Origin of the sequence: Dactylosporangium sp. NBC_01737, from assembly GCF_035963215.1 — a bacterium.
Lineage (GTDB): Bacteria > Actinomycetota > Actinomycetes > Mycobacteriales > Micromonosporaceae > Dactylosporangium.
This window is the reverse complement of the sequence record NZ_CP109153.1, coordinates 9235763-9248205: the sequence shown is the minus strand read 5'-3', so window position 1 is coordinate 9248205 and position 12443 is coordinate 9235763. Positions and strand designations below refer to the sequence as shown.

Annotated in this window: 17 protein-coding genes; 6 read left to right on the top strand and 11 right to left on the bottom strand. The window is 73.6% G+C overall.

What is annotated here, in order from left to right; translation table 11 throughout:
* Positions 1-117: 117 nt before the first annotated feature.
* Together OHA72_RS42225 and OHA72_RS42220 are read right to left on the bottom strand one after the other, a co-directional pair.
* Positions 118-588 (bottom strand): AAA family ATPase, encoded by a 471-nt coding sequence (locus tag OHA72_RS42225; RefSeq protein ID WP_327001701.1) that lies wholly within the window; start codon positions 586-588, stop codon positions 118-120.
* Between the two features lie 24 nt (positions 589-612).
* Complete coding sequence (locus OHA72_RS42220) at positions 613-1137, bottom strand: DUF4240 domain-containing protein (RefSeq protein ID WP_327001700.1); 525 nt, start codon at positions 1135-1137, stop codon at positions 613-615.
* 100 nt (positions 1138-1237) lie between these two features.
* Between OHA72_RS42220 and OHA72_RS42215 the strand changes: the two genes are divergently transcribed.
* Both OHA72_RS42215 and OHA72_RS42210 read left to right on the top strand, forming a co-directional pair.
* Complete coding sequence (locus OHA72_RS42215; RefSeq protein ID WP_327001699.1) at positions 1238-1873, top strand: class I SAM-dependent methyltransferase; 636 nt, start codon at positions 1238-1240, stop codon at positions 1871-1873.
* A 4-nt stretch (positions 1874-1877) separates the two neighbouring features.
* A complete protein-coding gene (locus tag OHA72_RS42210; RefSeq protein ID WP_327001698.1) occupies positions 1878-2615 on the top strand; it encodes a class I SAM-dependent methyltransferase in 738 nt (245 codons plus the stop codon).
* Here the strand turns inward: OHA72_RS42210 and OHA72_RS42205 are convergent.
* Together OHA72_RS42205 and OHA72_RS42200 are read right to left on the bottom strand one after the other, a co-directional pair.
* Complete coding sequence (locus tag OHA72_RS42205; RefSeq protein WP_327001697.1) at positions 2584-3258, bottom strand: HAD family hydrolase; 675 nt, start codon at positions 3256-3258, stop codon at positions 2584-2586. The genes OHA72_RS42210 and OHA72_RS42205 overlap by 32 nt on opposite strands.
* A 42-nt stretch (positions 3259-3300) precedes the next feature.
* Positions 3301-3981 carry a hypothetical protein gene (locus OHA72_RS42200; RefSeq protein ID WP_327001696.1) on the bottom strand — a complete coding sequence of 227 codons (681 nt, stop codon included), beginning with the start codon at positions 3979-3981 and terminating at the stop codon, positions 3301-3303.
* 235 nt (positions 3982-4216) lie between these two features.
* On the opposite strand from OHA72_RS42200, the gene OHA72_RS42195 reads away from it, so the two are divergent.
* Positions 4217-4372: a hypothetical protein gene (locus tag OHA72_RS42195; RefSeq protein WP_327001695.1), complete on the top strand. Its 156-nt coding sequence runs from the start codon at positions 4217-4219 to the stop codon at positions 4370-4372.
* A gap of 6 nt (positions 4373-4378) precedes the next feature.
* Here OHA72_RS42195 and OHA72_RS42190 read toward each other — a convergent pair whose 3' ends face one another.
* Positions 4379-5134: an SIR2 family NAD-dependent protein deacylase gene (locus OHA72_RS42190; protein WP_327001694.1), complete on the bottom strand. Its 756-nt coding sequence runs from the start codon at positions 5132-5134 to the stop codon at positions 4379-4381.
* Positions 5135-5160: 26 nt separating this feature from the next.
* Complete coding sequence (locus tag OHA72_RS42185) at positions 5161-5751, bottom strand: TetR/AcrR family transcriptional regulator (protein WP_327001693.1); 591 nt, start codon at positions 5749-5751, stop codon at positions 5161-5163.
* Positions 5752-5774: 23 nt separating this feature from the next.
* On the opposite strand from OHA72_RS42185, the gene OHA72_RS42180 reads away from it, so the two are divergent.
* Positions 5775-6137 carry a cupin domain-containing protein gene (locus tag OHA72_RS42180; protein ID WP_327001692.1) on the top strand — a complete coding sequence of 121 codons (363 nt, stop codon included), beginning with the start codon at positions 5775-5777 and terminating at the stop codon, positions 6135-6137.
* Positions 6138-6141: 4 nt separating this feature from the next.
* Here OHA72_RS42180 and OHA72_RS42175 read toward each other — a convergent pair whose 3' ends face one another.
* From OHA72_RS42175 to OHA72_RS42160, 4 genes are read right to left on the bottom strand one after another with little or no spacing between them, the layout of a single operon-like run.
* Positions 6142-7206 carry an ABC transporter ATP-binding protein gene (locus OHA72_RS42175; RefSeq protein ID WP_327001691.1) on the bottom strand — a complete coding sequence of 355 codons (1065 nt, stop codon included), beginning with the start codon at positions 7204-7206 and terminating at the stop codon, positions 6142-6144.
* Positions 7203-8045, bottom strand: a complete 843-nt coding sequence (locus OHA72_RS42170) for an ABC transporter permease (RefSeq protein ID WP_442788768.1) — start codon at positions 8043-8045, stop codon at positions 7203-7205. Before OHA72_RS42170 ends, OHA72_RS42175 begins: the two co-directional genes overlap by 4 nt.
* 6 nt (positions 8046-8051) lie before the next feature.
* Positions 8052-8849 (bottom strand): molybdate ABC transporter substrate-binding protein, encoded by a 798-nt coding sequence (gene modA / locus OHA72_RS42165; RefSeq protein WP_442788767.1) that lies wholly within the window; start codon positions 8847-8849, stop codon positions 8052-8054.
* A gap of 11 nt (positions 8850-8860) precedes the next feature.
* Positions 8861-9286 (bottom strand): TOBE domain-containing protein, encoded by a 426-nt coding sequence (locus OHA72_RS42160; protein ID WP_327001688.1) that lies wholly within the window; start codon positions 9284-9286, stop codon positions 8861-8863.
* A 101-nt stretch (positions 9287-9387) separates the two neighbouring features.
* Between OHA72_RS42160 and OHA72_RS42155 the strand changes: the two genes are divergently transcribed.
* Positions 9388-10425: a methyltransferase domain-containing protein gene (locus OHA72_RS42155; RefSeq protein ID WP_327001687.1), complete on the top strand. Its 1038-nt coding sequence runs from the start codon at positions 9388-9390 to the stop codon at positions 10423-10425.
* A gap of 84 nt (positions 10426-10509) precedes the next feature.
* A complete protein-coding gene (locus OHA72_RS42150) occupies positions 10510-11742 on the top strand; it encodes a glutamate-cysteine ligase family protein (RefSeq protein ID WP_327001686.1) in 1233 nt (410 codons plus the stop codon).
* 34 nt (positions 11743-11776) lie between these two features.
* On the opposite strand, the gene OHA72_RS42145 is transcribed toward OHA72_RS42150, so the two are convergent.
* Positions 11777-12376: a TetR/AcrR family transcriptional regulator gene (locus tag OHA72_RS42145; protein ID WP_327001685.1), complete on the bottom strand. Its 600-nt coding sequence runs from the start codon at positions 12374-12376 to the stop codon at positions 11777-11779.
* Positions 12377-12443: the final 67 nt, after the last annotated feature.

Here is a 12443-nt window from a genome sequence, read left to right as displayed (position 1 = left end):
CCGCGAAGGTCCGCAGCCATAACCTGAACAGCGGCGCCGGCGTCGCCTGCCTGCTGGTGCTGCGCGGCCGGCACGTGCTGGCCCGTTTCCACCGATCGATGCCGCTCCCGCGGCCGCTCAGTCCCTCCCACGGCGGCTCAGGACGGCGTGGAGAGCAGCCCGCTCGACGGCGTCGGCAAGCTCACCCGCCGGCCGCCGCCCGTCGAGCTCCACCGTGGCACCACGGCGCAGCAACGGCTCGACCTCAGCCGCGTGCCGCTCGATCTCCGCCCGTTGCGCCGCGGTCCTGCCATACGGATTGCCGACCCGCCGCGTGACCCGCTCCAACAGCACGCCCAACGGCGCACTGAGCAGCACGACGTGGTCGAAGCGGCCGTAGAAGCGCCCCTGGTTGGACACCGTGCCGGAGACGAGCACCGTCGCCTGCCCGTCGAGCAACGCCGCCATCCGCCCCGCGTCCCAGGTGCCGTCCGCCAACGTCCACCCGTCGTAGTCGGTGTCGACGGTCAGATACCCACGCCGCGCCACCTCCTCGAGCACCGTGGTCTTGCCCGCACCGGACATGCCGGTCACCAACACCCGCGCCACGCGGCAACCCTACGACCGGCGACCTCACCAGCCGGCAGGGTTGCGCCCCGACTCCCGCGAGATGCCCGAACCCGTGTCCGGGTAAGCCCCGAACCGCTCGTCATGCAGGTGCGCGAAGAAGTAGCACATCGCCTCGCACTCCGCGTCCATCACCGCCTTCGCAGGATCGGCGTCGACCGCCTCGTAGAACTCGCGACCCGCCGCGACGATGAACCCACGGCAATACAGGAACCCGTCGTCGGACCCGTCCGTGTGCTCATGGATCTCCTCACGGTCGAGCTCGAACAGCTTCCGCTCGACCACCCGGTCCAGATCCGTCAGCTCCGCACTCGACATCCCCGCACACAGCCGCCCCAGCTGCGTCAGGAACTCATCCATGAACGCCTCGAGCGCACTGCCGTCGTCGTCCTCCGCCGGTGCCCGCTCAACCAGCGCCCGCCGGACACCGGCCGCCTCCGGCCCGCATGCGGCCCACGCCGCCTCGACCAGCTCCCAGAACCGCGCCACCTCAGCCGCGGCCGGCACCCGACCCACGCCATCCTCGATCACGCCCCGAGGGTACCCAGACCCCCCGACACTTTTCCGACGTGAGCGCCTGCACATCCGTCAATTCCCGCCGACGTTCCACCGAAGATCCGGTCCGTTGATAATGGGTGGCATGGGGGTGCGGTACGAGGAGGTGCTCGGTTCGCTGCGGGCGGCCTACGACGCGCGGGCCGACTGGCGGGACGGGCTCGGCAAGGAGCCGTGGAAGGTTGCGGAGCGGCAGGCGTTCCGGGACAGGCTGGCCCCGGGCGCGCGGCTGCTGGAGATCGGTGCCGGCACCGGGCAGGACAGCGTCTACTTCCAGCAGGAAGGCCTCGCAGTGGTCGCGGCGGACCTGTCGCCGGTGATGGTCGAGCGCTGCCGGGCCAAAGGTGTTGAGGCGCACGTCATGGACTTTCTGCGGCTGGACGTCCCGGCCGGCTCGTTCGACGCGGTGTACACGATGAACTGCCTGCTCCACGTGCCCAACGACGACCTGCCCGCGGTGCTGGCGGCCGTCCGGACGGTCCTGCGCCCAGGAGGCCTGTTCTACGCCGGTGTGTACGGCGGCACGGAAAGCGCCGAAGGTCCCATCGACGGCGACGAGCACGTGCCGCCGCGGTTCTTCTCGTGGCGCAAGGACGAGGAGTTGCTGGCCTTCGCCGCGGCGTGCTTCGACGTCGTGGACTTCCGTTCCGTCGACGCCGGCGGCGGCCGCCGGTTCCAGTCACTGACCCTGCAGCGCAACCCGGGAGGCTGAAACCGTGCCTGTCGACTATGACGCCGAGCTGAGCAGGCATACCGCCGTGCTGCGCAAAGCATGGGCCGTGCAGCCGCGCGACCGGATACTCGATGTCGGATGCGGTGCCGGACAGACCACCCGCGAGGCCGCGCGCATGGCCACGGCCGGCAGTGCGCTCGGCGTCGACGTGTCGGTGGCCGCCGTCGAGCGGGCCGGCGAGCGGGCCCGGGCCGAGGGGCTGCGCAACGTCGCCTTCGAGTGTGCCGACGCGCAGGTGCACACCTTTGCGCAGGGCGCGTTCGACCTGGCGATCAGCCGGTTCGGCACGATGTTCTTCGCCGACCCCGTCGCCGCGTTCGGCAACATCGGGCGGGCGCTGCGCCCCGGTGGACGCCTGGTGATGATGGTCTGGCAGGCCGCCGAGCGCAACGAGTGGACCGTCGCCATCCGGAAGGCGCTCGGGACGGCACCGCCCGGCAACGGGCCCAATGCGTTCTCGCTCGCCGACCCGCCGACCGTGGAGCGGATCCTGGGGTCCGCCGGGTTCGCCGACGTCACCCTCACCGACGTCGACGAACCCGTCTACTACGGCCCGGACCCGCAGGCGGCCCTGGAGTGGGTGCGGGGTTTCGCGTCCGCGCAGGACGGCGGCCTTGAGCGACTGCGGGACATGCTCGCCACGCGGCTGAGCGACGACGGCGTCTGGTTCGGCTCCCGCGCGTGGATCGTCAGCGCGCGCCGGTCCGCAGCGCGGGAATGAGGTCGTCGAGGGTGGTGATGACGCCGGCCGGGGCGGGCGGTGCCGCCTCCCGGTCGAGGGTGAGGCCGTGGTAGCCGAGGGCCACCGCGGCGGCCACGAGGGCCGGGTCGTCGTCGATGAACAGGCACTCGTGCGGTTCGAGCCCGAGCAGGCGGCTGCCTTCGGCGTACATGCGCGGGTCCGGCTTGCGGCAGCCGAGGATCTCGGAGATGGCGAAGCCCTCGAAGTAGTGCCCGATGTCCAGGCCGGCGAACGTGGCCTCCAGGCCCGCCCAGTTGTCGGAGACGACCGACATGCGGACGCCCGCGGCGCGAAGCTGCTCCAGGACGCGGCGGACATCGGTGTACACCTCGATCACCGGCCCGGCCGCCGGAGCCTCCAACTGCCGCAGGAGCGGCTCGGACGGATCCCCGATGCCGAGGACGGTCAGCATTTCGCGGTGGTACGCCGTGCGCCGCGCCGTCGTGGGTGACGCGTCCAGGAAGCGCTGCCCGGCGTCGATGGCCGCCGCGAACAGGTCCTGGCGGACGTCGGGATGGTGCGCCGTCACGATGGTCTCGAAGTCGAACCGTGGATTCCACCGCCCGCCGACCGGCCGCGTCAGCACCCCACCGGCATCGAAGAGCACGCCCCTGACCCGCATCGAACACAGCCTACTTGCCGGAATGCGGTCGGCGGGGACCCGTCAACCGGACAGGAGCAGGGCGGCGACCACGACCATCACCAGCGCGGCGGCGGCGGAGCACCACCAGAGGCGGGCACGGCGACGACGACGGCGGCGCGCCTGCAGCCGCTGGCGGGCCTGATGCCGGCGGCGCGCGCGGCTCCGGCGCCGATCCGCGACGACGGCCGGCTCCACCGAAGGCGACGCCGCGGGCTCCACGGATGACGCCGCGGGCTCCACGGATGACGCCGCGGGCTCGACCGACGCCGCCGCGGGCTCGACCGGGGAACGTGGTGCCGGCACGGCGAGCAGCGTGTCGGCGTCCGCCAGCGCGATGAGCTCCGCGACGCGCTGGCTCGCCGCACGCATCCGTGCGGCCTTCTTCGCGCTCAGCTTCCGGCCGGCGAGGATGCTGCAGGCCTGGGCGACGGCAACGACCAGGACCGGGTTGCTGACGTGGTCGCGGTGCCCGATGAACAGCGCCGCGATCACGTTGCGGTCCACGCGCACACCGGGCGCGAGCTTGTGGGCGCGCACGACGTCGGCGATGTGGCGCCGGGTGCTCTGCGGGCGGCGCTCCGAGCGCGCCCGGCCGCGGGGACCCTTGCGGCCGCCGTGGTCCGCGGTGCGCGCGGCCGCGGCCACCAAGGTGGCGACCAGCGACTCCACCGCTTCGTCGGCCTCCTGCCAGCGCGGCGTCATTGCTTCAGTCAAGTCAGGCGTCCCCTGGTGCGAACCTGTGTGGTGCCCGAACCGTACCCGTTGCATCGGCCGCCGAATCACGCCCGGGTATGGCTGCGATGATCGGTGCGTGGACGTGGTCGCGGAGAGCCGGTGGGCGTGGCTGCTGTACGCCGACGGGGACCGGCACGTCCTGTGCGTGGTGTGCGGGTCGGTGGCACTGTAGGAGCTGGCCGTCGAGCTGCTGCCGGCCGAGGTGGACGAGTTCCGAGCCGGCGGGGCGGTGGTCGTCGACCGGCTGGCGCGGCAGGTGTCCGATGCGCCCCGGGACCACTGGGAGCGGCACGTGGCCGGCTTCAACGACGAGCCCGGCGTGCGGGAGGCCACCGAGCGCCGGCGCATGACGGGGTAGCAAGGCTCACCGCGCCGATGCGATCAGCGCGGGCAGCACCTGGGCGGCGGTGCCCCGCAGGTTGACGGCACAGATCCGGTCCAGCGGCGTCGGCTCCGGGTTGACCTGGATCACCATGGCGCCGGACAGCATCGCGATGCGTGGGATCTCCGCGGCCGGGTACACGACGCCGGACGTGCCGACCGTCAGCAGCACGTCGCAGCTGGACGCGGCCTCGACCGCCGCGTTCAGCGCGGCAATGGGCAGCTGCTCGCCGAACCAGACGACGCCGGGCCGCACCAGCGCCCCGCAATGCGTGCACCGCGGCGGCGGGATGCGGCCGCCGTCCCCGGGGTCGGTGTCGGGCACGTCGGCCGGGTGGGCGTCCTCGCCGATGCAGCGGGGCGCGAAGAGGCTGCCGTGCAGGTGGATCGGCGCGCGGGAACCGGCCCGCTCGTGCAGGTCGTCGACGTTCTGGGTGATGACGACGCTGCCCGGGACCAGGGTCTCGATCTCGGCGGTGGCGAGGTGCCCGGGATTGGGTTCGGCCCGGCGTACCCGCGCGCGACGCCACTCGTACCAGCCCCAGACCAGATCCGGGTCGGCGTGGAACGCCTCGGGGGTGGCGAGCCGCTCGGCGTCGAAGCGGGACCACAGGCCGGTGAGGTCGTCGCGGAACGTCGGCACGCCGCTCTCGGCCGACATCCCGGCACCGGTGAACACGACGACCCGGCGGGCCCCGCGGAGGGTCGCGCCGAGGGTCGCCGGCACGTCGATCTGCATCCGCAGATCCTGCCATCGCCGCCGGGTCAACCGTCCCGCAGGGCTGCGGACAGCAGGGCCTGCGCGGTGCGGCGCACCGTCTCGGCGGCCTGGACGCGGGACTGGCCGGCGATGTCGACGAGCCAGATCAGCGACTCGATGCCGGTCGCGGAGCGGATGTCGACCGCGAGCCGGTGCACGTCGAGGGTGGGGTGGCTGCGCCGCAGCGGCTCGAGGGCGTGCTCGATCCAGCCGATGGCGCGGCCCTGCCGCAGTGCGGGCCTGGCGCCGGACTCCTCCAGTGACAGCCGAAGCGAGGTGCGCAGCTGCGGCTCCCACTCGAAGTTGTAGCGGGTGAACGCCGCCATGAACGCATCGAGCCGGGCGACCGGGTCGTCGGGTGCGCCGGGCGGCAGCAGCGTGTCCGGCGAGATCTGCGGATGGGCGGCGAGCAGCAGGCTGCGCTGGTTCGGAAAGTAGCGGTATGCCGTCGTGCGGGACACCCCGGCGCGCTCGGCGGCGTCCTCCACCTGCGGGGTGGAGCCCTCGGCGAGCAGCGCCCGGGTCGCCCCGACCAGCGCCTCCCGGGTCCGGGTCTTCTGGTGCGTGCGGCCGGTCGCCTCATATGGAGTCGACATCATCTTCATGGTACCGTAGTCCCATGGTACTGGAGTCCCATAAAGATCCTGTCCTCACCGACCCCGCGCTCTACTCGGTGCTGTTCGAGAACGACCGGGTCCGAGTGCTGCAATACCGCGACCACCCCGGCGACACGACCCACCCGCACCGGCACCCGGACAGCGTCATGGTCACGTTGAGCGCCTTCCGCCGCCGCGTCTTCGCCGGCGACCGTCAGGTCGAGGTCGAGCTGCCGGCGGCCCACGCCCGGTGGGTCGGCGCTCAGGAGCACGCCGGCGAGAACATCGGCGCCACGGACACCCACGCGGTCTTCATCGAGCTGAAGGAGCCCGCCCCGGCTGCGCCGTCCACATCGGACACACCGCTGGGGCCGTCGGCGGCGTAGCCGCTCAGGCCGGGTAGGCGCGGGTCTCGGTCGCCTTGACCGCCGCCCACACCTGCTGGCCGGGGGACAGGTGCAGGTGCGCGGCGGCGGCCGGGGTCACGTCGGCTGCGGCGGTGATCGGGCCGTGCAGCTGGATGCGCAGGTTGTCGCCGTGGCGCTGGATGCCGCCGACGGTCGCGGCCCACGTGTTGCGAGGGCTGCCGTCGGGCCGGCCCGGATGCAGGGCGACCGCGGAGGGCCGGAACACGACGAACGCCTCACCGTCGAGCCGGTCCTCGGCCGTCAGGCTGAACCCGTCCGCCAGGTGCACCGTGTGGCCGTCGGCGCGCCCGCGGTACAGGTTGAGCCCGACGAGCCGCGCGACGTAGTCGGTGCGCGGCTGCGCGGTGATGGTCGCGGCGTCGCCCTCCTGCACGACCGTGCCGTCCTCGACGATGACGAGGCGGTCGGCGAGGACGAGCGCGTCGAGCGGGTCGTGGGTGACCAGCAGCGCGGCGCCGCGGTGCTCGGCAAGGTGCCGCTGCAGCTCGGCCCGGGTGTCGAGCCTGGTGCGGGCGTCGAGGGCGGCGAGCGGCTCGTCGAGCAGCAGCAGCGCCGGGTGCACCGCCAGAGCGCGGGCCAGGGCGACCCGCTGCGCCTGCCCGCCGGAGAGCTGACGGGGCTTGCGGCGCGCGTGTTCGGCGAGCCCGACCCTGGCGAGCCAGCCTGCGGCCTGTTCTCGGGCGGTGCGCCGGTCCACGCCGTGGCGGCGGGGTCCGAACGCCACGTTGTCGAGCGCGGTCAGGTGCGGGAAGAGCAGATAGTCCTGGAAGACGACGCCGATCGGGCGGCGCTCCGGCGGGGTGTAGCGGCGCAGGTCGGGCCGGTCGAGGTCGGTGCCGTCGACGGTGATGTGCCCGGCGGTGAGCGGCTGCAGCCCGGCGAGGGCGCGCAGGGCGGTGGTCTTGCCGGCGCCGTTGGGGCCGAGCAGCGCGACGACCTGCCCGGGGTCGATGCGCAGCCGGACGTCGAGGCGGAACGTGCCGCGGTCCACGACGAGGTGCGCGTCCACGGCGCTGTCGTGCGTCACGGGCTGGTGATCCAGCGGTCGCGCAGGCCGGCGAGGATCGCGACGGAGACGGTGAGCAGGATCAGGCTCAGCACGATCGCCGCGTCCAGGTCGGTCTCCAGGGCCAGGTACACCGCGAGGGGCATGGTCTGCGTCCTGCCGGGGTAGTTGCCGGCGAAGGTGATGGTGGCGCCGAACTCGCCGAGCGCCCGCGCCCAGCACAGCACCGCGCCGGCGGCGACGCCGGGCGCGACCAGTGGCAGCGTCACGTGGGTGAACGTGACCCAGCGGCCGGCGCCGAGAGTGGCGGCGGCCTCCTCGTAGCGGCTGTCGGCGCCGCGCAGCGCCCCTTCGACGGCGATGATCAGGAACGGCATCGCCACGAACGCCTCGGCGAGCACGACGCCGGTGGTGGTGAACGGCAGCGTGATCCCGAACGTCGCGTCGAGCCACTCGCCGAGCAGGCCACGGCGGCCGAAGACGAGCAGCAGTGCCACCCCGCCGACGACCGGCGGCAGCACGAGCGGGACGGTGACCAGGGCCCGGACGAGCCGCCGGCCCGGGAACTCGATCCGCGCGAGGAGCCAGGCGAGGGGCACGCCGAAGACGACGCACAGCACGGTCGCGAGGGTGGCGCACTGCAGCGACAGCCACAGCGCGGTGAGCACCGCCGGCTCGGTCAGCCGCTGCGGCAGCGTGGACCAGGGCGCCCGCACCAGCAGCCCGACCAGCGGCAGGATCAGGAACAGCAGCCCGAGCCCGGCCGGCGCCAGCAGCGCGACCGGGACCCGCTGCCGACCGGCACGGCGCAGGGGCGGCGCGGTGCGCGGCGCCCCGGCGTCATCCACGATCGACATCAGCGGAGTTTACGGTGCCTGGAAGCCGGCGGTGCCGAGCACGGTCCTGCCCTTGTCCGACAGCACGTAGGCGACGAACGCCTTCGCGCCTGCCGGGTTCGGCGCCTTCTTGAGCACGATGATCGGGTAGTCGTTGATCGCGCCCGCCGACTCGGGGAACTCGACGCCCTCCACGTCGGCCGCGGCGGCCTTGGCGTCGGTGCGGTACACCAGCGCCGCGTCGACCTCGCCCAGCTTGACCTTGGACAGCGCGCCCTTCACGTCCTGCTCCAGGGTCACCGGGGTGAGCTTCACCGCGGCGGCGTCGAGGGCCTTCTTGGCGGCGGCGCCGCACGGCACCTGCTCGGCGCACAGGGCGACCTTCACGCCGGGCTTCGTCAGGTCGGCCAAGCCCTTGATCGCCTTCGGGTTGCCCTTCGGCACCGCGATGACCAGCTGGTTCTTCACGAAGGTGGTGGCGGTGCCCTCGCCGCCGCCGGCGTCGGTGACGGTCTTCATGTTCGCCGGCGCCGCGGAGGCGAACACGTCGGCCGGCGCGCCATTGTTGATCTGCGTGGCCAGGGCGGAGCTGCCGGCGAAGTTGAAGGTGACCTTGGCGCCCGGGTTGGCGGCCTGGAAGTCCTTGCCGATCTTCGTGAACGACTCGGTCAGCGACGCGGCGGCGAACACCGTCACGGTGCCGGTGGCCGTCGCCGCGCTGGTGGCGCCGGCCGTGGTGGCCTGAGGGCCGGCGGTCTTCGTGTCGTCGCCGCAGGCGGTGAGACCCACGACCGTCAAGGCCGTGAGCGCCGCCAGGGTGCCGCGGATCCAACGGGATGTCACGAGCTGTTCCTCCCCTTGCTGGCGACGGCCGGGGTGGAGCGCTCCACCACGACCGTGGTCGACTTGATCACTGCGATGGCCACCGACCCGACCCGCAGGTCGAGGTCGTCGACGGCCTCCCGGCTCATCAGCGACACGATCCGGAACGGCCCGGCCTGGATGTCGACCTGCGCCATCACGGTGTCCTTGACGACCGCCGTGACGATGCCGCGCAGCCGGTTGCGGGCCGAGGACCCGTCGGCCCGGTCGTCCGGCTCGGTGCCCTGGGCGCGCACGAACTGCGCGAGGTCCACGCCGTCGATGAGCCGGTGGCCGTGCTCGTCCCGGTTGGCCGTCAGCCGGCCGGCATCGACCCAGCGCCGCACCGTGTCCACGCTCACGCCCAGCAGCTCGGCCGCCTCACTGATCCGGAACACCGTCATGCGATCACCGTAGACCGTCGCAGCTGCCAACGGAAACCGCCATTTTGGCTGGCGTCTTCGAGACACTGGTCTCATCTGCCTCGCATCTGCATGATGGAGTCATGACCGGTCACATCAGCGCAGGGGCGCGGCGATGGGCGGAGGTCCTCCAGCTGCTGGCCGAGGTCGTCCCGACCGGCCCGGCCGGCGTGATCGTCGACGGCATGGACGCGCACCGTGGCGTCGTCGCCGACCGCCTCGCGGCGACGCTGCGTGCCGCCGGCCGGTCGTGCGTGCGACTCAGCCGTGACGCACCGCCCGCGGACCGCGACGGGTGGCGGGCCGACGGCGCCGTCGCCGTTGCGGACGGCCCGCACCGTCGCGCCCGGCCACCGGCCGACGGCTGGACGGTGGTCGTCTGGCTGCGCACCGCGCCACCCGCCGCAGGGAACGGCGCGGACGGTGGCGGCGACCGCAGCGGCGGCGCCCACGTCGTGGTGGACCTGCACGACCCGGACTGGCCGGTGATCCGCCACGTCGACGCGGCACTGACCGACCGCGACCGGTGGTATCTCGCCGAGTCCAGGGCGTTCTTCGCCGCCCGCGCCGCGACGTGGGACGCCAGGTTCGGCCACGACCAGGCCGCCTACGCCGCCGCCGTCACCGAGAGCGGCCTGCCGATCGGTGGCACCGTGCTCGACGCAGGCTGCGGCACCGGCCGCGTGCTGCCCGCCCTGCGCGCCGCGGTCGGCGCCACCGGCACCGTCGTCGGCCTGGACGTGACCCCGCAGATGCTGGCCGTCGCGCGGACCCCCGCCGCGGCCGCGGCCGCCGGTCTGCTGCTCGCCGACGCCCGCCGGCTCCCGTTCGCCGCCGCGGCCGTCGACGCGATCTTCGCCGCCGGCCTCATCATGCATCTGCCCGACATCAATGCCGGGCTGCGCGAACTCGCCCGCGTCACCCGCCCCGGCGGCCGGCTCGTGCCCTTCCACCCGTCCGGCCGTGCCGCCGTCGCCGCCCGCCACGGCCGCGCCCTGCGCCCCGGCGAGCCACTCGCCGAAGGACCGCTGCGCATCACGGCCGTGCGCACCGGCTGGCGGCTCATCCGCCACGACGACCCGCCACACCGGTTCCTGGCCGTCGCCCGGCGCGACGCATAGGGCCGCGGCCGCACATCTTACCTACAGTTGCCATCGATGTGCAGGTAGTGATTCCGGGGTGGGGTCGCGGGTAGCATCCGGGGTATGACGACCACACCCCGTGCGGTCGACACGGGTGCCGAGATCCGGCAGATCGAGGATGCCGAGGGTTACATCGCCTCGATCTGCTTCAAGACCGGCCCACCCACGTCGATCGGCGTCGAGCTCGAGCACATCGTCCACACCCCCGACCACCCCACCCGGCCGCTGGACACCGTGGCGCTCGCCACCGCGCTCGGCCGACACGCCCCGCTGGCGCTGGCGCCGGACGGCCCCCATGACCCGCTGCGCCACGGTGGCACGCTGAGCATCGCTCCCGGCGGTCAGATCGGTCTCGCGGCCCGGCCGCAGCGCTCACTCGAGCGGCTCCACGCCACCGTCAACACCGAGCTCGCGCAGCTCACCGCGCTGATCACCCGCGGCGGCCTCGGCCTCGCCGGTGCCGGCATCGACCCGCACCATCCGCCGCGGCGGGTGCTGTCCTCCCGCCGTTACCAGGCGATGGCCGCGTCCTTCGCGCGGCGCAGCAGCGACGGCCGCACGATGATGTGCAGCACCGCCGGGCTGCGACCCAGCCTCGACGCCGGACCGGCCCGCGGCCTCGCGGACCGGTGGGCCGCCGTGCACGAGCTCGGCCCCACGCTGCTGGCCGTGTTCGCCAACTCCCCGGTGCACGCCGGCCGCGACACCGGCTGGGCGTCCACCCGCATGCGCACCTGGTATGGGATCGACCCCAGCCGGGCCGGCACGGTGCCGACCGGCGCAGACCCCGCCGAGGCGTGGGCCCGGTATGCGCTGCGGGCGCCGCTGCTCTGCGTGCGCCGCCCCGCCGGTAGCTGGGCGGTGCGGCCCGGCGTCACGTTCGCCGACTGGATCAACGGCGCGCTGCCCGGCCACCCCACCTTCGGCGACCTCGACTATCACCTCGGCACCCTCTTCCCGCTCGTGCGCCCCCGCGGGCAGCTGCAGGTCCGGTATCTGGACACCCAGCCCGGCGACGCGTGGTTCGCGCCGGTCGCGGTGCTCGCGGCGCTGCTCGCCGACCGCACCACCATCGACACCGCCCGCGACCTGTGCGCGCCGGCCGTCGGCCGGTGGGTCGAGGCGGCCCGCTACGGCCTCACCGACGCGGTCGTCGCCCGCACCGCGCCCGCGGTGCTGGACCTGGCGTTGCACGTGCTGGAGCGCGACGGGCTGCCGGATGCACTGCACGACGAGGTGGCCGACGCCGTCGAGCAACGCTTCCGCAAGGCGTGGCCGCACCTGCACCGTCCATGATGGACGGTGCACGGGCCGTGCCGTGACGCGGCGCTCAGAGGGCCGGTGGCGGCGGTTCCGGCAGCGGGTGCGCGCCCTGCGGGCGCAGCCCGTCGAAGAGGATCCCGAGGTATCGCCGCCACAGGTCCGGTGACGCGCCGGGCGCGTAGCTCGCGACGTAGTTCGGAGCGCACATCAGCAGGATGACATCGGTGCCCGTGACGTCGGTGCGCAGCGCGCCGTGGGTGCGGGCCCGGTCGACCAGGTCGTGCACGGTGCGGTACATCTGCTCGCGGGCCCGGGTCACCGCCGCGTTCACGTCGCCGGCGACATGCAGGAACGACAGGTCCCGCTGCTGGCGCTGGTGCGCGGCGACGGTGAGGAACTCCAGCAGGGCGGCGCCCGGGTCCGCCGCGGCGAGCAGCCGCTCGCCCGCGGTCGTGAGCTCGCCGACCCGGTCGAGCACGATCGCGGCGATCAGGTCGTCCTTCGTCGCGAAGTGCCGGAACACCGTGCCCTTGCCGACCCCGGCCCGCCGCGCGATGTCGGCGACGGACGCGTCCAGACCCCGCTCGGCGAACTCGTCCGCGGCGGCCGCGAGCAGCGCCGCCCGGTTGCGCACGGCGTCGGCGCGCAGCGGGCGGGTGTCGGTCATGCCGCCATCCTACAAGTTGACCGCACGGTCCGTTTATGGCTAGGGTCGGCCCCGACAATATGACCGA